Below are 21,734 nucleotides of genomic sequence, written 5' to 3'. Positions count from 1 at the left end.
CGCTTGGCTACCATGAAGGATGTTGCCCGCCTGGCGGGCGTTTCCACTTCAACCGTTTCGCATGTCATTAATAAGGATCGCTTTGTCAGTGAAGCGATAACTCAAAAAGTCGATGCGGCGATCAAGTCATTAAATTACGCCCCTTCTGCGCTGGCGCGCAGCCTGAAGCTGAATCAGACGCGCACCATCGGCATGCTGATTACAGCGAGTACCAACCCCTTTTATTCCGAACTGGTGCGTGGCGTTGAGCGCAGCTGTTTTGAACGCGGCTACAGCCTGGTGTTATGCAATACTGAAGGCGATGAGCAGCGCATGAACCGTAATCTGGAAACCCTGATGCAAAAGCGGGTGGATGGTTTATTGTTGCTCTGTACCGAAACACACCAGCCATCGCGTGAGATCATGCAGCGCTATCCTTCTATCCCTACTGTTATGATGGACTGGTCGCCTTTTGATGGCGATGGTGATAGCGATCTTATTCAGGATAACTCGTTGCTTGGCGGCGACCTGGCTACACAGCATTTGATTGATAAAGGTTTTACCCGTATCGCCTGCATTACCGGGCCATTGGATAAAACCCCGGCGCGATTGCGTCTGGAAGGGTATCGCGCAGCGATGAAGCGTGCCGGGCTGGATATCCCGGACGGTTACGAAATTACCGGTGATTTTGAATTTGGCGGTGGGTTTGAGGCCATGCAGAAACTGCTTTCGCATCAACATCGGCCCCACGCTGTGTTTACCGGCAATGATGCCATGGCCGTCGGCGCCTATCAGGCGTTGTACCAGGCCGGATTGCGAATTCCGCAGGACATGGCGGTGATTGGCTACGATGACATCGAACTGGCGCGTTACATGACGCCGCCGCTTACCACGATTCATCAGCCGAAAGATGAACTGGGTGAGCTGGCCATCGATGTTCTGATTCATCGGATGGCGCAACCCGCCCTACAACAGCAGCGTTTGCAACTTACTCCTGTTTTGATGGCGCGGGGTTCCGTGTAGGTTTGTGTCGCTCTTTGATCAGGTTGCGGCCATCTTTGGCTCTCAGCAACATGAACATCAGGGCTGACACGATCGTAATCGCACCCATCGTTATAAAGGTGTAGTGGAACTGTTCGACCGTATTGGTTCCTTCCATCCCTTCATAAATGCGTAACACCGCCGCGCTTATCGCTACCCCTAAACTGATGGACAGTTGTTGCGTAACGGCCAGTACGCTGTTGCCACTGCTGGCGTTATCATCGGTCAGATCGGCCAGCGTAATGGTGTTCATTGCGGTGAATTGCGTCGACATCGCCATCCCGAGAATGAATAACGGCAGAATCAACATCCAGACGGGCATGGCGGGAGATTGCAGAGAAAACTGCGCAATCATCAATCCGATAAAGACCGTAATGCCCACCAGGGTGGTTCGATAACCCAGACGGCGCAGTACCTGCGTCACCATCGACTTCGCCAGTATTGAACCCAGCGCGGTGGGCGCCATCATGCAACCGGCAATCAGCGCCGGAAAGCCAAATCCTACCTGTAGCATCAATGGCATCAGGAACGGCACACATCCTGTTCCCAGACGGGTTGCCAGGTTACCGGAAATGCCGACGGAGAAAGTGCGCGTCTTAAATAGTGACAACGAAATAAGCGGGGTGGGATGGCGTCGCGCATGACGAATATAAGCCAGCAGTAACACAATACTCAGCAGAATAATGGTCAGTGCTATCCAGGTGGCGACAATTTTCTCGCCAAATAACTCCATCCCGCTGGAAAAGAGCACCAGACTCAGGCCGAAAAGAAAGAAGCCAGTCATATCAAATTTGCGCCGAGGGGTGGTGAAGTTCGGCATATATTTGCGCGCATATAAAATACCGGCGATTCCTATCGGAATATTGATCAGGAAAATCCAGTGCCAACTGGCCCAGGTGACCAGAACGCCTCCCAGTACGGGACCCAGAATGGGGCCGACCAGTCCAGGCATCGTCACAAAATTCAGCACCGGCAGCAGTTCACTGCGTGGGTAAGCTCTTAATAATGCCAGGCGAGCAACGGGCATCATCATTGCGCCACCAATCCCCTGAATCACGCGAAAGATAACCAACTCCGGTAACGTACTTGAAAGCGCACAGGCTAGTGAGCCGAGCGTGAACAAGCTCACAGCGATCATGAATACGCGTCGGGTACCAAAGCGATCGGCCAGCCATCCGCTCACCGGAATTAGCATGGCTACCGTCAGGGTATAACTGATAATTGCGGACTGCATTGCCAGTGGGGAGCGATTGAGACTCTGGGCAATGGCGGGTAAAGCGGTATTTAGAATAGTGGCGTCCAGTGCCTGCATGAAGAAAGCCATTGCCGCTATCCACGGCAATCCGGCCATACTGCGTGCTTTTTTGTTGGTCATGCACAATCCTGGTTATTTTCTGGACGTTCATTTGGGGCGAACAGTAGCGCCTGACAGGCCTTAAACGCACCGTCACCGTCGCTTTGTGCAATGGCATCGACAATCGCCTGATGCAAATCCAGCTTCACAACGGTGTTGTAAGTAATTGAATTAAAATAGGTATGGTAGACAGAATGAAACAACGAGGCAAAAGAGGTTAAGAACGGGTTCGCGCTCATTTCATAAATGTGCTCATGCCAGGCCATGTCCACTTCAATCCAGCGTTCGCGCTTAAAGTTTTTTTTCAGCGCCACCATCTCTTCCATCAATGTATTCAGATGCGCTTTTTGTTCTGCGGTACCGATTGTTGCCGCCAGCGAGCACGCCTGAGGCTCCAGGCTGATACGCATCACCAGAAAGTGTTCAATAACCTGCTGAAAATTCTCTTCAGTCATCCACCAGGTGAGTAATTCCTGATCGAGGAAATTCCAGTTTGCCTGTGGCATCACTCGGGTGCCAATGCGAGGGCGCGGCAGCACCATCCCTTTGGCCGTTAATGTTTTAACTGCTTCCCGAACGGCGGTCCGACTCACACCAAACTGTTCGCCAAGCTCAATTTCGCCAGGAAGAATGGCGCCAGGGGCATATGCACCTTTGAGGATCTGCTGCGCCAGCTTCTCAGCCAGGACATAGGAAAGGTTTTTCTGTGCAGCCAACTGTTGTGCGCTTAAAGGCATGACTCTTTGTCCTTTATCTTTTTCTTACTCATTAGTATGCCACCAGGAAGTGTGATTGCGGCTGCAAAAACAGCAAAACGCTTATTTTATGGCACGTTAATACCGGTTTTGGTGAAAAAAAGAACACTCGGAAAATTATTTTAAATTTCCCCTTGTCAGCCCGAAATAACTCCCTATAATGCGCCTCCACTGACACGGAACAACGGCACACAAGCCGCCGGGTCAGCAGGGTTCTCCGGTGAAAACCAGTGATGAACACCGACAGAGAAAAGCGAAATAAATGCTTGACTCTGAAGCGGGAAAGCGTATTATGCACACCCCGCGCCGCTGAGAAAAAGCGAAGCGGCACTGCTCTTTAACAATTTATCAGACAATCTGTGTGGGCACTCAGAGTGACATGGATTCTTAACGTCGCAAGACGAAAAATGAATACCAAGTCTCAAAGAGTGAACACGTAATTCATTACGACGTTTAATTCTAGGAGCATCAAACTTAAATTGAAGAGTTTGATCATGGCTCAGATTGAACGCTGGCGGCAGGCCTAACACATGCAAGTCGAACGGTAACAGGAAGCAGCTTGCTGCTTTGCTGACGAGTGGCGGACGGGTGAGTAATGTCTGGGAAACTGCCCGATGGAGGGGGATAACTACTGGAAACGGTAGCTAATACCGCATAATGTCGCAAGACCAAAGAGGGGGACCTTCGGGCCTCTTGCCATCGGATGTGCCCAGATGGGATTAGCTTGTTGGTGAGGTAACGGCTCACCAAGGCGACGATCCCTAGCTGGTCTGAGAGGATGACCAGCCACACTGGAACTGAGACACGGTCCAGACTCCTACGGGAGGCAGCAGTGGGGAATATTGCACAATGGGCGCAAGCCTGATGCAGCCATGCCGCGTGTATGAAGAAGGCCTTCGGGTTGTAAAGTACTTTCAGCGGGGAGGAAGGGGTTAAGGTTAATAACCTTAGCCATTGACGTTACCCGCAGAAGAAGCACCGGCTAACTCCGTGCCAGCAGCCGCGGTAATACGGAGGGTGCAAGCGTTAATCGGAATTACTGGGCGTAAAGCGCACGCAGGCGGTCTGTCAAGTCGGATGTGAAATCCCCGGGCTCAACCTGGGAACTGCATTCGAAACTGGCAGGCTTGAGTCTCGTAGAGGGGGGTAGAATTCCAGGTGTAGCGGTGAAATGCGTAGAGATCTGGAGGAATACCGGTGGCGAAGGCGGCCCCCTGGACGAAGACTGACGCTCAGGTGCGAAAGCGTGGGGAGCAAACAGGATTAGATACCCTGGTAGTCCACGCCGTAAACGATGTCTATTTGGAGGTTGTGCCCTTGAGGCGTGGCTTCCGGAGCTAACGCGTTAAATAGACCGCCTGGGGAGTACGGCCGCAAGGTTAAAACTCAAATGAATTGACGGGGGCCCGCACAAGCGGTGGAGCATGTGGTTTAATTCGATGCAACGCGAAGAACCTTACCTGGTCTTGACATCCACAGAACTTGGCAGAGATGCCTTGGTGCCTTCGGGAACTGTGAGACAGGTGCTGCATGGCTGTCGTCAGCTCGTGTTGTGAAATGTTGGGTTAAGTCCCGCAACGAGCGCAACCCTTATCCTTTGTTGCCAGCGGTTAGGCCGGGAACTCAAAGGAGACTGCCAGTGATAAACTGGAGGAAGGTGGGGATGACGTCAAGTCATCATGGCCCTTACGACCAGGGCTACACACGTGCTACAATGGCATATACAAAGAGAAGCGACCTCGCGAGAGCAAGCGGACCTCATAAAGTATGTCGTAGTCCGGATTGGAGTCTGCAACTCGACTCCATGAAGTCGGAATCGCTAGTAATCGTGGATCAGAATGCCACGGTGAATACGTTCCCGGGCCTTGTACACACCGCCCGTCACACCATGGGAGTGGGTTGCAAAAGAAGTAGGTAGCTTAACCTTCGGGAGGGCGCTTACCACTTTGTGATTCATGACTGGGGTGAAGTCGTAACAAGGTAACCGTAGGGGAACCTGCGGTTGGATCACCTCCTTACCTTAAAGAACCTGCCTTTGTAGTGCCCACACAGATTGTCTGATGAAAAGTAAAAAGCAAGGCGTTTACGCGTTGGGAGTGAGGCTGAACAGAATAAGGCCGCTCGCTTTCTATTGATGAAAGCTCACCCTACACGAAAATATCACGCAGCGCGTGATAAGCAATTTTCGTGTCCCCTTCGTCTAGAGGCCCAGGACACCGCCCTTTCACGGCGGTAACAGGGGTTCGAATCCCCTAGGGGACGCCACTTGCTGGTTTGTGTGAGTGAAAGTCGCCGGCCTTTGTATCTCAAAACTGACTCAGCGAGTCATGTTTGAGATATTTGCTCTTTAAAAATCTGGATCAAGCTGAAAATTGAAACGACACACTGTTAATGGTGTGTTCGAGTCTCTCAAATTTTCGCAACACGATGATGAATCGAAAGAAACATCTTCGGGTTGTGAGGTTAAGCGACTAAGCGTACACGGTGGATGCCCTGGCAGTCAGAGGCGATGAAGGACGTGCTAATCTGCGAAAAGCGTCGGTAAGGTGATATGAACCGTTATAACCGGCGATGTCCGAATGGGGAAACCCAGTGCAATTCGTTGCACTATCGTTAACTGAATCCATAGGTTAACGAGGCGAACCGGGGGAACTGAAACATCTAAGTACCCCGAGGAAAAGAAATCAACCGAGATTCCCCCAGTAGCGGCGAGCGAACGGGGAGCAGCCCAGAGCCTGAATCAGCATGTGTGGTAGTGGAACGGTCTGGAAAGGCCGGCGATACAGGGTGACAGCCCCGTACACAAAATTGCATGTGTTGTGAGCTCGATGAGTAGGGCGGGACACGTGGTATCCTGTCTGAATATGGGGGGACCATCCTCCAAGGCTAAATACTCCTGACTGACCGATAGTGAACCAGTACCGTGAGGGAAAGGCGAAAAGAACCCCGGCGAGGGGAGTGAAAAAGAACCTGAAACCGTGTACGTACAAGCAGTGGGAGCCTCTTTATGGGGTGACTGCGTACCTTTTGTATAATGGGTCAGCGACTTATATTCTGTAGCAAGGTTAACCGAATAGGGGAGCCGAAGGGAAACCGAGTCTTAACTGGGCGTTAAGTTGCAGGGTATAGACCCGAAACCCGGTGATCTAGCCATGGGCAGGTTGAAGGTTGGGTAACACTAACTGGAGGACCGAACCGACTAATGTTGAAAAATTAGCGGATGACTTGTGGCTGGGGGTGAAAGGCCAATCAAACCGGGAGATAGCTGGTTCTCCCCGAAAGCTATTTAGGTAGCGCCTCGTGAATTCATCTCCGGGGGTAGAGCACTGTTTCGGCTAGGGGGCCATCCCGGCTTACCAACCCGATGCAAACTGCGAATACCGGAGAATGTTATCACGGGAGACACACGGCGGGTGCTAACGTCCGTCGTGAAGAGGGAAACAACCCAGACCGCCAGCTAAGGTCCCAAAGTCATGGTTAAGTGGGAAACGATGTGGGAAGGCTCAGACAGCCAGGATGTTGGCTTAGAAGCAGCCATCATTTAAAGAAAGCGTAATAGCTCACTGGTCGAGTCGGCCTGCGCGGAAGATGTAACGGGGCTAAACCATGCACCGAAGCTGCGGCAGCGACACTAAGTGTTGTTGGGTAGGGGAGCGTTCTGTAAGCCTGTGAAGGTGTGCTGTGAGGCATGCTGGAGGTATCAGAAGTGCGAATGCTGACATAAGTAACGATAAAGCGGGTGAAAAGCCCGCTCGCCGGAAGACCAAGGGTTCCTGTCCAACGTTAATCGGGGCAGGGTGAGTCGACCCCTAAGGCGAGGCCGAAAGGCGTAGTCGATGGGAAACAGGTTAATATTCCTGTACCAGGTGTTACTGCGAAGGGGGGACGGAGAAGGCTATGTTGGCCGGGCGACGGTTGTCCCGGTTTAAGCGTGTAGGTGTGTGTTCCAGGTAAATCCGGTTCACTTTAACACTGAGGCGTGATGACGAGGCACTACGGTGCTGAAGTGACAAATGCCCTGCTTCCAGGAAAAGCCTCTAAGCATCAGGTAACATCAGATCGTACCCCAAACCGACACAGGTGGTCAGGTAGAGAATACCAAGGCGCTTGAGAGAACTCGGGTGAAGGAACTAGGCAAAATGGTGCCGTAACTTCGGGAGAAGGCACGCTGATGCGTAGGTGAAGCGATTTACTCGTGGAGCTGAAATCAGTCGAAGATACCAGCTGGCTGCAACTGTTTATTAAAAACACAGCACTGTGCAAACACGAAAGTGGACGTATACGGTGTGACGCCTGCCCGGTGCCGGAAGGTTAATTGATGGGGTTATCCGTAAGGAGAAGCTCTTGATCGAAGCCCCGGTAAACGGCGGCCGTAACTATAACGGTCCTAAGGTAGCGAAATTCCTTGTCGGGTAAGTTCCGACCTGCACGAATGGCGTAATGATGGCCAGGCTGTCTCCACCCGAGACTCAGTGAAATTGAACTCGCTGTGAAGATGCAGTGTACCCGCGGCAAGACGGAAAGACCCCGTGAACCTTTACTATAGCTTGACACTGAACACTGGTCCTTGATGTGTAGGATAGGTGGGAGGCTTTGAAGCGCGGACGCCAGTTCGTGTGGAGCCGCCCTTGAAATACCACCCTTTAATGGCTGGTGTTCTAACGTGGGCCCGTAATCCGGGTTGCGGACAGTGTCTGGTGGGTAGTTTGACTGGGGCGGTCTCCTCCTAAAGAGTAACGGAGGAGCACGAAGGTTAGCTAATCCTGGTCGGACATCAGGAGGTTAGTGCAAAGGCATAAGCTAGCTTGACTGCGAGCGTGACGGCGCGAGCAGGTGCGAAAGCAGGTCTTAGTGATCCGGTGGTTCTGAATGGAAGGGCCATCGCTCAACGGATAAAAGGTACTCCGGGGATAACAGGCTGATACCGCCCAAGAGTTCATATCGACGGCGGTGTTTGGCACCTCGATGTCGGCTCATCACATCCTGGGGCTGAAGTAGGTCCCAAGGGTATGGCTGTTCGCCATTTAAAGTGGTACGCGAGCTGGGTTTAGAACGTCGTGAGACAGTTCGGTCCCTATCTGCCGTGGGCGCTGGAGAATTGAGGGGGGCTGCTCCTAGTACGAGAGGACCGGAGTGGACGCATCACTGGTGTTCGGGTTGTCATGCCAATGGCACTGCCCGGTAGCTAAATGCGGAAGAGATAAGTGCTGAAAGCATCTAAGCACGAAACTTGCCCCGAGATGAGTTCTCCCTGACCCTTTAAGGGTCCTGAAGGAACGTTGAAGACGACGACGTTGATAGGCCGGGTGTGTAAGCGCAGCGATGCGTTGAGCTAACCGGTACTAATGAACCGTGAGGCTTAACCTTACAACGCCGAAGCTGTTTTGGCGGATTGAGAGAAAATTTTCAGCGTGATTACAGATTAGATTAACCGGCGAAAGGCGGGTTAATAAACAGAATTTGCCTGGCGGCTTTAGCGCGGTGGTCCCACCTGACCCCATGCCGAACTCAGAAGTGAAACGCCGTAGCGCCGATGGTAGTGTGGGGTCTCCCCATGCGAGAGTAGGGAACTGCCAGGCATCAAATTAAGCAGTAAACTGATGTAAAAATCAGTGGTTGTAGAAAAATTCGGTGGAGCGGTAGTTCAGTTGGTTAGAATACCTGCCTGTCACGCAGGGGGTCGCGGGTTCGAGTCCCGTCCGTTCCGCCACCCTAATTAGGGGCGTAGTTCAATTGGTAGAGCACCGGTCTCCAAAACCGGGTGTTGGGAGTTCGAGTCTCTCCGCCCCTGCCAGAAAATAATCCTTAGCATCTGCTAAGGATTTTTTTTGTCTGTAAAACGCGCCTCCAGATACCGATCTCTTCCTTTTCTGGCATCCTTGCCAATCTCATTTCTGCTTATTCTCCCAGTACATCTATCTTTAGAAGATCTTTGATCAGTACATGTTTATCACTATTTTGCAGCCAAATAGCGTATAACGGACGCGAAAGCGTTGCGCTGTCTGCAACAGTATGCAAACCTCCTTTCTCTTTTGCCCAACGTGTGGGTAACCATGTGCAGCCGTTCAGAGCATGAAGTTGCTGTCTGGCCAGTTCAGCAGAACTGGTGGTGAGTACCGGGACTTCATCGGCAGCAATCAATCCCACTTCGTTTTGTTGAAAGTCTGGCCCCCACTCCAGGCGCAGATAATTCAGAGCCTCTTTCATCGTTGAGGGGCTGGCGCAATATAACGCCAGGGTGAAATACCCCAGTAATTGACTGCTAAATTCATCCATTTTTGGGGCTTCTGTGGTGATAAGCAGATCAAGCTGACGTTCATGCAACTGTTTTACCAGTGACTGGCGCTGCGCAATACGGGCTTCGAATTGCAGGCCGTTCTGGGGCTCTTGTGACTGATACAAGCGTCCCAACCAGCCGTTGAGCATGCACTCCCACAGAGAGGCGCTGGCACCGATTGAAAATTCATTATGTCTGGATGTATGGGCGACCTCTTTACGTGCTGCCTGCCAAGTATTCATTAGCGTTTCCGCATAGGGCAGAAGCTTCTCGCCGGCCGCCGTTAAACGGATATTATTTCTGTGGCGGGTAAAAAGATTCACACCCAGTTGATTTTCCAACTGTCTGATGCGAAAGCTTACCGCCGACTGAGTCAGGTAGAGCGCTTCCGCAGCCCGGCCAAAGTGGCGCGTTCGGCTAACTTCCAGGAAAGTTTTTAACAATTCCGTATCCACAGTGCTCTCCGCAAAATTATTTGTCGTTATGATTTAAATGTTTTGTTTTACACTCTGTCAAGCGTAACTAATACTCCGCGCCATAAATAGATCGGCCAAAGAATTAGGAGCGTGCAGGATGGCGGAAAGCTTTACGACGACTAATCGATATTTCGACAACAAATATTATCCACGCGGATTCTCTCGTCATGGTGATTTCACCATCAAAGAGGCGCAACTGCTTGAACGTCACGGTTATGCCTTCAACGAGCTGGATCTCGGAAAACGCGAGCCGGTTACCGAAGAAGAGAAGCTCTTTGTTGCGGTATGTCGTGGTGAACGTGAGCCAGTGACCGAAGCGGAACGCGTCTGGTCCAAATATATGACGCGTATCAAGCGTCCAAAACGTTTCCATACCCTGTCCGGCGGTAAACCGCAGATGGAAGGTGCTGAGGACTACACAGAGTCTGATGACTAATAAAAAAGGGCGAAGGCCCTTTTTTTATGTCAGTTGTTTCTGCAGGTGAGCAAGCAGTCGATCTATCGCCCGGTAACTGACCGCTTCCTGCAAGTGTCTTCGTGAAATGTGTTCGGCTTGCGCGAGATCGGCAATAGTCCTCGATACCTTTAATAACCGCTGCCAGGCGCGTATAGACAATCCAAGATGGATGAGGGTCTCTTCAAGCCACTGCGCGTCTTCATCTGCTAATGGGCAGTGTTCACGTATCTCCTTGTTTTGCAAGTGCGCATTCAATTTGCCCTGGCGTTTATGCTGACGTTCCCGCGCAGCAATGACCCGATGTTTAACCGTAAAGCTGTTTTCTCCCTTTACACCGGGCTGGCTGAGTATGCCTGGCGGTGGGAGAGGGATCTCAAGAGAAAGATCAAAGCGGTCCAGAAAGGGGCCCGATAGCCGACTGAGATAGCGTAATGTCTGTTCAGGCGTATTGCGGTTATGGTTGCCCTGATAATGACCGGTGGGACTGGGATTCATTGCCGCTACCAATTGAAAGCGCGCAGGATAGGTGATCTTAGCGCGCGTACGCGAAAGGTGGATCTGACCAGACTCTATCGGTTCACGTAGAGCATCTAATGTGCGTCGTTCAAACTCAGGCAGCTCATCAAGAAACAGTATGCCGTTGTGTGCCAAAGAAATTTCGCCTGGTGCGGGGATAGTTCCGCCACCAACCATGGCGGTCAGGGATGCGCTGTGGTGTGGTGAGCGAAAAGGTCGTTGTTTCCATAATTTTTGCACGCTGGTCGAGTTAACCAGACTGAGGATAGCGGCGCTTTCCAGGGCTTCTTCGTTACTTAATGCCGGCAACAGGCCATTAAGACGGCTGGCAAGCATCGTTTTCCCCGTACCCGGTGGGCCAACTAATAGTAGATTGTGGCCACCTGCGGCGGTGATCTCAAGGCTGCGCTTCCCTTGCTCCTGACCAATAATATCGCTGAGATCATCTGATGACACACTGATAGTGTCGTTGTTAACAACAGGATGGCTAAGGTCATGTTTTCCTTCCAGGAAGGCACAGACAGCTTGTAGATGATCGGCAACCAGACATCCTTCACCCTCAATCAGCCCGACTTCGTCTTCGTTCTCTTTTGCCACGATAATGCCCCTTCCCACCCGTATCGCCTCGGTTGCGCTGGATATGGCGCCGGGAACGCCGCGTAACGCACCTGTAAGCGCTAATTCACCCACTAACTCATATTGGTCGAGTTTATGGGTTGTAAGCTGCTCAGAGGCAACCAGAAGCGCCACAGCAATAGGTAAATCATATCTCCCGCCCTCTTTGGGAAGATCGGCAGGGGCGAGATTGATGGTGATTTTCTTTGCGGGAAAGTCATATCCGCTATTAATGATCGCGCTGCGTACCCGGTCGCGCGCCTCTTTGACGGTCGTTTCTGGTAACCCCACCAGTGTTAAACCGGGTAAACCGTTGCTGATATGCACTTCGATAGTAATCGCCGGTGCATTGACACCCAGCGCAGCGCGTGTATGAACAATTGACAGTGACATAGTCCCTCCAGATGCCACTATTATGTCTAATTTCCTCTGTGCAAGATCACTGCTAAATAATGTTTATTCGCAGAAGATTCCGCACTTTTAATGCAATTAGATTACGTCTTCTCTTTTTCTGGAAGGGCGCTCGCAATCCGTTTTCCTCTCCTGCGACGTTATGAAAAAGGGGTTTACTTCCGTCCAGATAGTGATTTTTTTTCAATTCCTGGTTTTTGTATATAAAACAAGGACTTTTCTTTAATCCGTTAGCTGAGTCAGAAAAATGAAAAGAAAAAAATCTTGTGCTATTGGCGAAATCTATGGTAACTCTTTAGGCATTCCTTCGAACAAGATGCCAGAAAAGACAAAAATGACAGCCCTTCTACGAGTGATTAGCCTGGTCGTGATTAGCGTGGTGGTGATTATTATCCCACCGTGCGGGGCTGCACTTGGACGAGGAAAGGCTTAAAAATCAAGCCTTAACGAACTAAGACCCCCGCACCGAAAGGTCCGGGGGTTTTTTTTGACCTTAAAAACACAACAGAGGAGCAGAAAATGAATAACAGCATAAAATTCTGTTTCTTCAGATTTATGACGGGGAACTAACTATGAATGGAGCACAGTGGGTGGTACATGCGTTGCGTGCACAGGGGGTCGACACCGTATTCGGCTATCCCGGTGGCGCAATTATGCCGGTCTACGATGCGTTGTACGACGGTGGCGTGGAACACCTGCTGTGCCGACACGAACAGGGGGCCGCGATCGCAGCCATTGGCTATGCCCGTTCCACCGGTAAAACGGGGGTCTGCATCGCTACTTCTGGTCCGGGGGCAACCAACCTGATCACCGGACTTGCAGATGCGCTGTTAGATTCGGTCCCTGTTGTCGCGATCACCGGACAGGTTGCTGCGCCGTTCATCGGCACTGATGCGTTTCAGGAAGTGGACGTACTGGGGTTGTCGTTGGCCTGCACCAAGCACAGTTTCCTGGTGCAGTCACTGGAAGAGCTGCCACGCATCATGGCGGAGGCGTTTGAGGTCGCTAACTCGGGTCGTCCGGGTCCGGTTCTGGTTGATATCCCGAAAGATATCCAGTTAGCCAGCGGGGCGCTGGAACCGTATTTCACGACCGTCGAAAACGCGACTGTTTTCCCTCAGGCTGACGTAGAGCAGGCGCGTAACATGCTGGCTCAGGCGCAAAAACCGATGCTGTATGTGGGAGGAGGCGTAGGGATGGCGCAGGCGGTTCCGGCGCTGCGTGAATTTATTGCGGTAACGCAAATGCCGGTGACCTGCACGCTGAAAGGGCTGGGGGCTGTTGAGGCGGATTATCCCTACTATCTGGGGATGCTGGGCATGCATGGCACCAAAGCCGCGAATTTTGCCGTGCAGGAATGTGATTTGTTGATTGCCGTAGGTGCACGTTTTGATGACCGGGTGACCGGCAAACTGGATACTTTCGCGCCCCATGCCAGTGTTATCCACATGGATATCGATCCGGCTGAACTGAACAAACTGCGCCGGGCGCATGTCACCTTGCAGGGCGATTTGAATGCGCTGCTGCCTGCGCTGCAACAACCGGTCGACATCGATGAATGGCGTCAGCGTAATGCGGAACTGCGTACTGACCACACCTGGCGCTACGATCATCCAGGGGAGGCCATCTACGCGCCGCTGCTGCTGAAACAGCTGTCGGAGCGTAAGCCTGCCAACTGTGTTGTAACGACGGATGTCGGTCAGCATCAGATGTGGTCTGCACAACATATGACCTACAGTCGCCCGGAGAATTTCATCACCTCCAGCGGCTTAGGCACGATGGGCTTTGGTTTACCGGCTGCCGTTGGGGCGCAGGTTGCGCGACCGGACGACACCGTTATCTGTATCTCCGGTGACGGCTCCTTCATGATGAATGTTCAGGAGCTGGGCACCGTAAAACGTAAGCAGTTACCGTTGAAGATAGTTTTACTGGATAACCAACGGTTAGGTATGGTTCGACAATGGCAGCAGCTGTTTTTCCAGGAACGATATAGCGAAACCACCTTAACCGATAACCCCGATTTCCTCACGTTAGCCAGCGCCTTCGGCATCCCTGGCCAACACATCACCCGAAAAGACCAGGTTGAAGCGGCGCTCGATACCCTGCTGAACAGCGACGGGCCATACCTGCTTCATGTCTCAATCGACGAACTTGAGAATGTCTGGCCACTGGTGCCGCCTGGCGCCAGCAACGCTGAAATGCTGGAGAAATTATCATGATGCAACATCAGGTCGCCGTAGAGGCTCGCTTTAACCCGGAAACGCTGGAACGTGTTTTACGTGTGGTACGCCACCGTGGTTTTCAGGTATGTGCCATGAATATGGAAGCCGCCCGTGACGCGCAGAATATAAATATCGAATTGACCGTTGCCAGTCCACGGTCGGTCGACTTACTGTTTAGTCAGTTAAGTAAGCTGGTGGATGTGGCACATGTTGCCATCTGCCAGAGCACAACAACATCACAACAAATCCGCGCGTAAGCGTGACAGGAAGAAGAAATGACGACGAAAAAAGCTGATTACATTTGGTTCAATGGCGAGATGGTTCGTTGGGAAGACGCGAAAGTTCACGTGATGTCCCACGCGCTGCACTACGGTACGTCTGTCTTTGAAGGCATCCGTTGCTATGACTCGCACAAAGGCCCGGTGGTGTTCCGTCATCGTGAACATATGCAACGCCTGCATGACTCAGCCAAAATTTATCGTTTCCCGGTCTCTCAGAGCGTGGATGAGTTGATGGAAGCCTGCCGTGAGGTGATCCGTAAAAACAACCTGACCAGCGCTTATATTCGCCCGCTGGTGTTTGTTGGCGATGTAGGCATGGGCGTGAACCCGCCTCCGGGATACACCACCGACGTCATTATCGCTGCGTTCCCGTGGGGCGCGTACCTGGGCGCTGAAGCGCTGGAACAAGGGATCGATGCAATGGTTTCCTCGTGGAACCGTGCCGCACCTAACACTATCCCGACCGCCGCAAAAGCGGGCGGTAACTACCTTTCGTCACTTCTGGTGGGTAGCGAAGCACGTCGTCATGGCTATCAGGAAGGTATTGCGCTGGATGTGAATGGTTACATCTCCGAAGGCGCTGGTGAAAACCTGTTTGAAGTGAAAGACGGTGTGCTGTTTACCCCGCCGTTTACCTCTTCCGCGTTGCCGGGGATCACCCGTGACGCCATCATTAAACTGGCGAAAGAACTGGGTATTGAAGTGCGCGAGCAGGTTCTGTCCCGCGAATCCCTGTATCTGGCGGATGAAGTCTTCATGTCTGGTACCGCGGCGGAAATCACCCCGGTTCGCAGCGTTGACGGCATTCAGGTGGGCGAAGGCCGCTGTGGTCCAGTCACCAAACGCATCCAGCAAGCGTTCTTCGGCCTGTTCACCGGCGAAACCGAGGACAAATGGGGCTGGTTGGATCAGGTAAATTCATAATTAAAGATAAATGGGACGGCACGCACCGTCCCGTTTTACAGACACCAGGAGTAAATAACGCATGCCTAAGTACCGTTCCGCTACCACCACTCATGGCCGCAATATGGCAGGAGCCCGCGCGCTGTGGCGCGCAACCGGAATGACGGATGCCGATTTTGGCAAACCGATCATTGCCGTCGTGAACTCATTCACCCAGTTTGTGCCAGGACACGTGCACCTGCGCGATCTCGGTAAACTGGTCGCTGAACAGATTGAAGCGTCCGGCGGCGTGGCGAAAGAGTTCAATACCATTGCCGTGGATGATGGTATCGCTATGGGTCATGGGGGCATGCTTTATTCACTGCCGTCGCGCGAGCTGATCGCAGATTCGGTGGAGTACATGGTGAATGCCCATTGTGCCGATGCAATGGTCTGTATCTCCAACTGCGACAAAATCACCCCAGGGATGCTGATGGCTTCCCTGCGTCTGAACATTCCGGTGATCTTCGTTTCCGGCGGTCCGATGGAAGCCGGGAAAACCAAGCTGTCTGATAAAATCATCAAGCTCGATCTGGTCGATGCCATGATCCAGGGCGCGGACCCGAAAGTCTCTGACGATCAGAGTAATCAGGTTGAACGTTCCGCCTGTCCGACCTGTGGCTCCTGTTCCGGGATGTTTACCGCGAACTCGATGAACTGTCTGACCGAAGCGTTGGGCCTGTCACAGCCGGGTAACGGTTCGCTGTTGGCGACTCACGCCGACCGTAAACAGTTGTTCCTCAATGCCGGTAAACGCATTGTTGAGCTGACTAAACGTTACTACGAGCAGGATGACGCCTCCGCGCTGCCGCGCAGCATAGCCAGCAAGGCAGCGTTTGAGAACGCCATGACGCTGGATATCGCGATGGGCGGTTCCACCAATACCGTTCTGCACTTACTGGCGGCGGCGCAGGAAGCGGAGATCGATTTCACAATGAGTGATATCGACAAACTTTCCCGTAAAGTGCCGCAGCTGTGCAAAGTGGCGCCGAGTACGCAGAAATACCATATGGAAGATGTTCACCGTGCGGGCGGGGTGCTGGGGATTCTGGGCGAGCTGGATCGTGCGGGCCTGTTGAACCGGGACGTGAAGAACGTGCTGGGGCTGACGTTGCCGCAAACCCTTGAGCAGTATGACATCACGGTGACGCAAGATGACGCCGTGAAGCAGATGTTCCGCGCAGGCCCTGCGGGTATTCGTACTACAGAAGCGTTCTCGCAGGATTGCCGCTGGGACTCGCTGGATGACGATCGCGCTGAAGGTTGTATCCGTTCGCTGGAACATGCCTACAGCAAAGATGGTGGTCTGGCGGTACTTTACGGAAACTTCGCGGAAAATGGCTGCATCGTCAAAACCGCCGGCGTGGATGACAGTATTCTGAAGTTCACTGGCCCGGCCAAAGTGTATGAAAGCCAGGATGAGGCGGTTGACGCGATCCTCGGCGGCAAAGTGGTGGCAGGCGATGTGGTCGTGATCCGCTACGAAGGGCCGAAAGGCGGACCGGGGATGCAGGAAATGCTTTACCCGACCACCTTCCTCAAGTCGATGGGCCTCGGCAAAGCGTGCGCACTGGTTACCGACGGTCGTTTCTCTGGAGGCACCTCTGGCCTCTCCATTGGTCACGTTTCACCGGAAGCGGCCAGCGGCGGCAATATCGCGATCATTGAAGACGGTGACATGATTGCTATCGATATTCCAAACCGTGGCATTCAACTGCAACTGAGCGATGCGGAAATTGCTGCGCGTCGTGAAGCACAGGAAGCACGCGGCGACAAAGCGTGGACTCCGAAAGATCGTCAGCGTCAGGTGTCGTTTGCGCTGCGCGCCTATGCCAGCCTGGCGACCAGCGCCGATAAAGGCGCGGTCCGCGATAAATCGAAACTGGGAGGCTGATGATGGCCGAATCACAACCTCTGTCAGCAGCCCCGGAAGGGGCTGAATATCTGCGTGCGGTGCTCCGCGCACCGGTATACGAAGCGGCGCAGGTAACGCCGCTACAAAAAATGGAAAAGCTCTCATCGCGCCTTGATAACGTGATCCTCGTGAAGCGCGAAGACCGGCAGCCCGTTCACAGCTTCAAGCTTCGAGGCGCTTACGCGATGATGGCAGGGCTGACCGAGGCGCAAAAAGCTCACGGGGTGATCACCGCTTCTGCAGGCAACCATGCCCAGGGCGTGGCGTTTTCCTCCGCTCGTCTGGGCGTGAAGGCGCTGATCGTGATGCCTGTTGCGACGGCCGATATCAAAGTCGATGCCGTTCGCGGGTTTGGCGGCGAAGTGCTGCTGCATGGCGCAAACTTTGATGAAGCGAAAGCGAAAGCGATTGAACTGTCGCAGCAACAGGGTTTTACCTGGGTTCCGCCATTCGATCATCCGATGGTGATTGCCGGTCAGGGGACGCTGGCGCTGGAACTGCTGCAGCAGGATGCGCATCTTGATCGTGTATTTGTACCGGTCGGCGGCGGCGGTCTGGCGGCGGGCGTGGCGGTACTGATTAAGCAATTGATGCCGCAAATCAAAGTGATTGCGGTGGAGGCGGAAGACTCCGCCTGTCTGAAAGCGGCGCTGGATGCGGGCCATCCGGTCGATCTCCCACGCGTTGGCCTGTTCGCCGAAGGTGTCGCGGTAAAACGCATTGGCGATGAAACCTTCCGTCTGTGTCAGGAATATCTCGACGACATCATCACCGTGGATAGCGACGCGATATGTGCGGCGATGAAAGACCTGTTCGAAGATGTTCGCGCAGTCGCAGAGCCTTCCGGCGCGCTGGCGCTGGCGGGAATGAAAAAGTACGTCGCTCAGCACAATATCCGCGGCGAACGTCTGGCGCATATCCTTTCCGGCGCTAACGTCAATTTCCACGGTCTGCGCTACGTTTCCGAGCGTTGCGAGCTGGGCGAACAGCGTGAGGCGCTGCTGGCAGTGACCATTCCGGAAGAAAAAGGCAGCTTCCTGAAGTTTTGCCAACTGCTGGGTGGTCGCTCAGTCACTGAATTTAACTATCGCTTTGCCGATGATAAGAACGCCTGCATTTTCGTCGGTGTCCGGTTGAGCAGGGGGATGGAAGAACGCACAGAGATCCTGAATCTGTTGCGCGACGGTGGCTACAGCGTGGTTGACCTCTCTGACGACGAAATGGCGAAGCTGCACGTACGCTACATGGTTGGCGGTCGTCCATCGAAACCGCTACAGGAACGTTTATTCAGCTTCGAATTTCCGGAATCACCCGGCGCGCTGCTCAAGTTCTTGCATACGCTGGGGACCCACTGGAATATCTCGTTGTTCCATTACCGCAGCCACGGCACGGACTATGGCCGCGTACTGGCCGCGTTTGAACTGGGCGATCACGAACCGGATTTCGAAACGCGTTTGCAAGAACTGGGCTATGAGTGTCACGACGAAACGCATAACCCGGCATTCCGCTTTTTTCTTGCAGGCTAACCGCGGCTTAACAGGAGATGACCTGGCCGGGTTATCTCCTGTTTTTTTGTAAGCTCAACGGTAATACGTATGGGCAAACAGTTTATTGTTATCATCTCCGTCTTTGAACAACCCATCATAATTTCCTTCCGGCAACAATAGCGCCTTCTCCGGACCATTAAGTAAGGTGATAGTTTTAGCGCCTGCCGACAAAGTAACCGGCGGGGCGAGTGTGATCCCTTCCACGTTTATTTGTGCTGATATGGGGGTGCCGGTTTCACTGTACAACTGATATCTTCCGGACAGCGGTACGTTAAATTCCTCCTGACGGCCAATGTGTAGTTGTCGCCCCGCCAATCTTATATTTGGCGCGACCTTGACGTAGCTGTTGTCGATGGCTTCTGCGATAGCAGAATAGATATTACTCAACCGGTAGGACCATATAATGACTTTCGGGGGGGACTGAGTCAGCACTTGCCAGGCTTCGGAATGTTTACCTTCTCGCCGTGTCTTTAAAACATACCAGGCATCGAGCCATAGCGTCGTCGGCTCCAGCCTGTTGGGCAGCATCCCTATACCATCAAAATACTTTTCGTCAGGTTTGAGCAGTGCTTCTGCTCTGGTAACCAGTTCAAGTTGTTGCACATTGTTAATTTTCAGGTAGCTGAGATTGAGACAGTAGCTTGAAACCAGGGTTACTGTTGTCACCGCCAGGATAAATAATCTCGTGGCTGGCCTGCGGTTTTGGGCGAGAAGGCTATCTAGCGGGATGAGGGACCAGAGCGATATAAACGGTAGCGCCATAATAAACACATAGGGCCAGGGCTGGTTATGAGTGAAAACTAACGTGGTAATGACGAATGAAAAAATCAGGGCGATGCGCGTTTTTTCATTCAAGGTTTTCCAGCGCTTTAATGCCATTATCATGCCGCTAAAACAGAGCAGATAGAGAAGCGTATTGTCTAAAAGGGTTTGCAAGACATATACACGAATCCCGTTATAGGCTTCGCTGCTGTATATCGCCACTTCTACCGGACCGAAGATCAAACCTTCAGCGATACGTAACGGGTCGCTGCCGCCAAATATAAAGCAATAGGCAATTGCAGGAAGTAACCAACCGGCGGTTAAGTAAAAGCCGCGAACGATAGCATCGATGAAATGTTTGCGCAGCGTAGCGTCAATCACTAATCCAAGCCCAAGCGCCAGATTGAAGAACGCTGATTTTTGGGTAACTAAAAACGCCAGTCCGCTCAGGATACCGGCGATAAAAATCTTTCTTGCGTTGAGCGTATGGCCGCGCAGAATTACCAGAACGGCGGCCAGGGCGAAAAACAGCGCCAGGGGCTCTGAACGGGTGCGGAAGATACGCTCCATAAAATTCGTAAAACAGAGCAAAACGAGAATAATAAAAAGCGCCCGTAAGCGCTGCTCGCCCAGCGCACGCGCGCAGGCATAGATCAGCAGCAGGGTTCCACAAGCGAGAAGTGCCGTCTGCATCCGCGCGACGAGAATGATCGAAACCGCATCCCAGCCAATCAGGTGAGCCAGTTTATAAAACACCGCAAACCCTACTGCTTTAGGGGGGTGAATTGTGTCGAATAGTCCATTAGCAAAATACTTGGCGTAGCCAAGTTGGGCAAACTCATCCATGATCAAGAGAATATGCCAGGCAAAAACGAAAATAAGCGTAACTTTAATGGCAATACTCACACCAAGGAGGAGCGTTAACCTGCGCGGGCAGGCGCCAATAAAAAGCGTGCCGGAGGTATCCATTTTATTATCTTCTGGCTTTGCCATTGGCTTTATCTCCATCTCCATTTAGCACCAACTCCATGATTTCCTGCGCCATTTTTCGCCAGCTATAATGTTCTCTGGCATAACAAATCATGGCTTCACGTTCGTGGAGGGAGAGCGCGCAGTTATCTATTGCGACAGAGCAGAGCTGTGCCGAACGTTGTGGCTCGTTGAGGTCTATGTTCACACCATGTATCCAGCTTGCCGCTACGGGATCGGCTCTGTGAGCCGGGCTACCGCAAATGACGGGTAATCCACAAGCCATTGCCTCCTGGATAACAAGGGGATAGCCTTCTCCGACGGCCGGTAACAGAAGAACATCCGCACAGCGATAAAGCTCTGCCAGTGCGCGGGGGGCCTGAACGCCAAGATCGTAAACGTTGCTCAATCCCCATTCTGCGGGGCGAAGTGGGCCGTTTCCGGCCAGTAAAAACTGGCATTCCGGTCTGGTTATTGCCAGAGCGCGCAGTATCGACAACCCTTTCTTTTCAACATAACGACCCACGAATAGTATGCGCCGGGCACAAGGCGGGAGGTTGTATCTTGCCAGCGGAGTTTGACTGGATACTGAAGTCACGGGGGGATAGAAAATGGTGCTATCAACCCCGTTAAACAGCAATTTATACGGATAACGCGCAGGGGTCCCAAGCAGGTCGTGGCGGACAGTATCGCTAATAAATACCCTGGCATCGGCGGCCCATAACATCGGGCGTGTTACGACCAAATTAGCCAGCCGCATAAGCAGACGCAGTACGGGTGATCTGAAAGGAATGGCGGCAATATGTTGAATCAGAATGACGGGCTTCGCGTGGAGTTTGGCCATCATCATACCAAGGATTGATGTGGCATAGAGCGCATCGTGAATCACCACCGCGTCGCTACGCCGTACGGCGTCGCTAAGTGCGCAAATGGCTGTAGGGCCAGGTAACGGCATTGGCAGACCGGTGAGTTTCTCCAACGGATCGACGCAGCGTAACGCGATAATGTTGAGATTACCGGTAGGTAACGTATCGCTGGCGCTGGCTGCCCAATACGGTGTCGCTCCCAGGTGTGCGAACTGGCGGCACAAATGCCCGGCAACGCGTTCAATACCCCCGCCGTGTGCCTCGTAGAAATGGCTGATCGTCAAGATATTCACTGGCTAGACCCTCACCAGACGCATCGAATGGGGATAAACCACGAGATGGTGTGATA

15 protein-coding genes, 3 tRNA genes and 3 rRNA genes are annotated in these 21,734 nt (G+C 52.7%); 15 read left to right on the top strand and 6 right to left on the bottom strand.

The window, feature by feature from the left end; translation table 11 throughout:
- The first annotated feature begins 3 nt into the window (after positions 1 to 3).
- Positions 4 to 1,002 (top strand): ribose operon transcriptional repressor RbsR, encoded by a 999-nt coding sequence (gene rbsR / locus ACQ0PY_RS24260; protein ID WP_080721904.1) that lies wholly within the window; start codon positions 4 to 6, stop codon positions 1,000 to 1,002.
- Here the strand turns inward: rbsR and mdtD are convergent.
- On the bottom strand, positions 968 to 2,395 hold the full coding sequence (gene mdtD / locus ACQ0PY_RS24255) for a multidrug transporter subunit MdtD (RefSeq protein ID WP_044268176.1): 1,428 nt from the start codon (positions 2,393 to 2,395) through the stop codon (positions 968 to 970). The two genes, rbsR and mdtD, sit on opposite strands and share 35 nt — an antisense overlap.
- Entirely contained in the window at positions 2,392 to 3,111 is a 720-nt protein-coding gene (locus tag ACQ0PY_RS24250; RefSeq protein WP_042998769.1) for a FadR/GntR family transcriptional regulator, read from the bottom strand. The genes mdtD and ACQ0PY_RS24250 overlap by 4 nt, the downstream gene beginning before the upstream one ends.
- Positions 3,112 to 3,605: 494 nt before the next feature.
- On the opposite strand from ACQ0PY_RS24250, the gene ACQ0PY_RS24245 reads away from it, so the two are divergent.
- The 6 genes from ACQ0PY_RS24245 (at position 3,606) to ACQ0PY_RS24220 (ending at position 8,923) form a co-directional block, all read left to right on the top strand.
- A 16S ribosomal RNA gene (locus ACQ0PY_RS24245) occupies positions 3,606 to 5,147 on the top strand.
- A 171-nt stretch (positions 5,148 to 5,318) separates the two neighbouring features.
- Positions 5,319 to 5,394: transfer RNA gene (locus ACQ0PY_RS24240), tRNA-Glu, on the top strand.
- Positions 5,395 to 5,590: 196 nt separating this feature from the next.
- Positions 5,591 to 8,496: ribosomal RNA gene (locus ACQ0PY_RS24235) — 23S ribosomal RNA — on the top strand.
- Positions 8,497 to 8,592: 96 nt separating this feature from the next.
- Positions 8,593 to 8,708: ribosomal RNA gene (gene rrf, locus ACQ0PY_RS24230) — 5S ribosomal RNA — on the top strand.
- The 16S, 23S and 5S rRNA genes sit together here with 3 tRNA genes alongside, the layout of an rRNA operon.
- Before the next feature lie 54 nt (positions 8,709 to 8,762).
- Positions 8,763 to 8,839 (top strand) — tRNA-Asp (locus ACQ0PY_RS24225).
- Positions 8,840 to 8,847: 8 nt separating this feature from the next.
- A tRNA-Trp gene (locus ACQ0PY_RS24220) sits at positions 8,848 to 8,923 on the top strand.
- Positions 8,924 to 9,027: 104 nt separating this feature from the next.
- Here ACQ0PY_RS24220 and hdfR read toward each other — a convergent pair.
- Positions 9,028 to 9,861 (bottom strand): HTH-type transcriptional regulator HdfR, encoded by an 834-nt coding sequence (hdfR, locus tag ACQ0PY_RS24215; RefSeq protein WP_042998770.1) that lies wholly within the window; start codon positions 9,859 to 9,861, stop codon positions 9,028 to 9,030.
- A gap of 118 nt (positions 9,862 to 9,979) precedes the next feature.
- On the opposite strand from hdfR, the gene maoP reads away from it, so the two are divergent.
- Positions 9,980 to 10,318 carry a macrodomain Ori organization protein MaoP gene (maoP, locus tag ACQ0PY_RS24210; protein ID WP_042326051.1) on the top strand — a complete coding sequence of 113 codons (339 nt, stop codon included), beginning with the start codon at positions 9,980 to 9,982 and terminating at the stop codon, positions 10,316 to 10,318.
- A gap of 24 nt (positions 10,319 to 10,342) precedes the next feature.
- Here the strand turns inward: maoP and ACQ0PY_RS24205 are convergent, their stop codons facing one another.
- Positions 10,343 to 11,863, bottom strand: a complete 1,521-nt coding sequence (locus ACQ0PY_RS24205) for a YifB family Mg chelatase-like AAA ATPase (RefSeq protein WP_109739685.1) — start codon at positions 11,861 to 11,863, stop codon at positions 10,343 to 10,345.
- Between the two features lie 352 nt (positions 11,864 to 12,215).
- Here ACQ0PY_RS24205 and ilvL point away from each other — a divergent pair, with 352 nt between their 5' ends.
- The 7 genes from ilvL (at position 12,216) to ilvA (ending at position 18,767) form a co-directional block, all read left to right on the top strand.
- Complete coding sequence (ilvL, locus tag ACQ0PY_RS24200; RefSeq protein WP_001311244.1) at positions 12,216 to 12,314, top strand: ilv operon leader peptide; 99 nt, start codon at positions 12,216 to 12,218, stop codon at positions 12,312 to 12,314.
- A gap of 86 nt (positions 12,315 to 12,400) precedes the next feature.
- Complete coding sequence (gene ilvX, locus ACQ0PY_RS24195; protein ID WP_193762813.1) at positions 12,401 to 12,451, top strand: peptide IlvX; 51 nt, start codon at positions 12,401 to 12,403, stop codon at positions 12,449 to 12,451.
- Between the two features lie 2 nt (positions 12,452 to 12,453).
- Complete coding sequence (gene ilvG, locus ACQ0PY_RS24190; RefSeq protein WP_109739684.1) at positions 12,454 to 14,100, top strand: acetolactate synthase 2 catalytic subunit; 1,647 nt, start codon at positions 12,454 to 12,456, stop codon at positions 14,098 to 14,100.
- Positions 14,097 to 14,360: an acetolactate synthase 2 small subunit gene (gene ilvM / locus ACQ0PY_RS24185; protein WP_042326055.1), complete on the top strand. Its 264-nt coding sequence runs from the start codon at positions 14,097 to 14,099 to the stop codon at positions 14,358 to 14,360. The genes ilvG and ilvM overlap by 4 nt, the downstream gene beginning before the upstream one ends.
- A gap of 18 nt (positions 14,361 to 14,378) precedes the next feature.
- A complete protein-coding gene (gene ilvE / locus ACQ0PY_RS24180) occupies positions 14,379 to 15,308 on the top strand; it encodes a branched-chain-amino-acid transaminase (RefSeq protein WP_042998773.1) in 930 nt (309 codons plus the stop codon).
- 61 nt (positions 15,309 to 15,369) lie between these two features.
- The gene (gene ilvD, locus ACQ0PY_RS24175; protein ID WP_090050777.1) at positions 15,370 to 17,220 is read left to right on the top strand and encodes a dihydroxy-acid dehydratase; all 1,851 of its coding nucleotides are present in this window, start codon (positions 15,370 to 15,372) and stop codon (positions 17,218 to 17,220) included.
- A gap of 2 nt (positions 17,221 to 17,222) precedes the next feature.
- Entirely contained in the window at positions 17,223 to 18,767 is a 1,545-nt protein-coding gene (gene ilvA, locus ACQ0PY_RS24170; protein WP_043001785.1) for a threonine ammonia-lyase, biosynthetic, read from the top strand.
- Between the two features lie 54 nt (positions 18,768 to 18,821).
- Here ilvA and ACQ0PY_RS24165 read toward each other — a convergent pair whose 3' ends face one another.
- Positions 18,822 to 20,543: a DUF7055 domain-containing protein gene (locus ACQ0PY_RS24165; RefSeq protein ID WP_044267341.1), complete on the bottom strand. Its 1,722-nt coding sequence runs from the start codon at positions 20,541 to 20,543 to the stop codon at positions 18,822 to 18,824.
- Positions 20,524 to 21,678: a glycosyltransferase family 4 protein gene (locus ACQ0PY_RS24160; RefSeq protein ID WP_109739683.1), complete on the bottom strand. Its 1,155-nt coding sequence runs from the start codon at positions 21,676 to 21,678 to the stop codon at positions 20,524 to 20,526. The genes ACQ0PY_RS24165 and ACQ0PY_RS24160 overlap by 20 nt, the downstream gene beginning before the upstream one ends.
- Positions 21,679 to 21,734 lie beyond the last annotated feature (56 nt).

The sequence above is a fragment of the Citrobacter sp. LST-B2 genome (assembly GCF_057983045.1).
Note: the sequence above shows the minus strand (reverse complement) of the source record. Positions and strands in the feature narration are given on the sequence as shown.

Bases quoted from the DNA above. Each gene is read 5' to 3' on its own strand.
- ilvM (WP_042326055.1), top strand. From the start codon at position 14,097: ATGATGCAACATCAGGTCGCCGTAGAGGCTCGCTTTAACCCGGAAACG.
- ilvL (WP_001311244.1), top strand. From the start codon at position 12,216: ATGACAGCCCTTCTACGAGTGATTAGCCTGGTCGTGATTAGCGTGGTG.
- maoP (WP_042326051.1), top strand. From the start codon at position 9,980: ATGGCGGAAAGCTTTACGACGACTAATCGATATTTCGACAACAAATAT.
- ilvD (WP_090050777.1), top strand. From the start codon at position 15,370: ATGCCTAAGTACCGTTCCGCTACCACCACTCATGGCCGCAATATGGCA.
- ilvA (WP_043001785.1), top strand. From the start codon at position 17,223: ATGGCCGAATCACAACCTCTGTCAGCAGCCCCGGAAGGGGCTGAATAT.
- ilvG (WP_109739684.1), top strand. From the start codon at position 12,454: ATGAATGGAGCACAGTGGGTGGTACATGCGTTGCGTGCACAGGGGGTC.
- ACQ0PY_RS24165 (WP_044267341.1), bottom strand. From the start codon at position 20,543: ATGGCAAAGCCAGAAGATAATAAAATGGATACCTCCGGCACGCTTTTT.
- ilvE (WP_042998773.1), top strand. From the start codon at position 14,379: ATGACGACGAAAAAAGCTGATTACATTTGGTTCAATGGCGAGATGGTT.
- mdtD (WP_044268176.1), bottom strand. From the start codon at position 2,395: ATGACCAACAAAAAAGCACGCAGTATGGCCGGATTGCCGTGGATAGCG.
- ACQ0PY_RS24250 (WP_042998769.1), bottom strand. From the start codon at position 3,111: ATGCCTTTAAGCGCACAACAGTTGGCTGCACAGAAAAACCTTTCCTAT.
- ACQ0PY_RS24205 (WP_109739685.1), bottom strand. From the start codon at position 11,863: ATGTCACTGTCAATTGTTCATACACGCGCTGCGCTGGGTGTCAATGCA.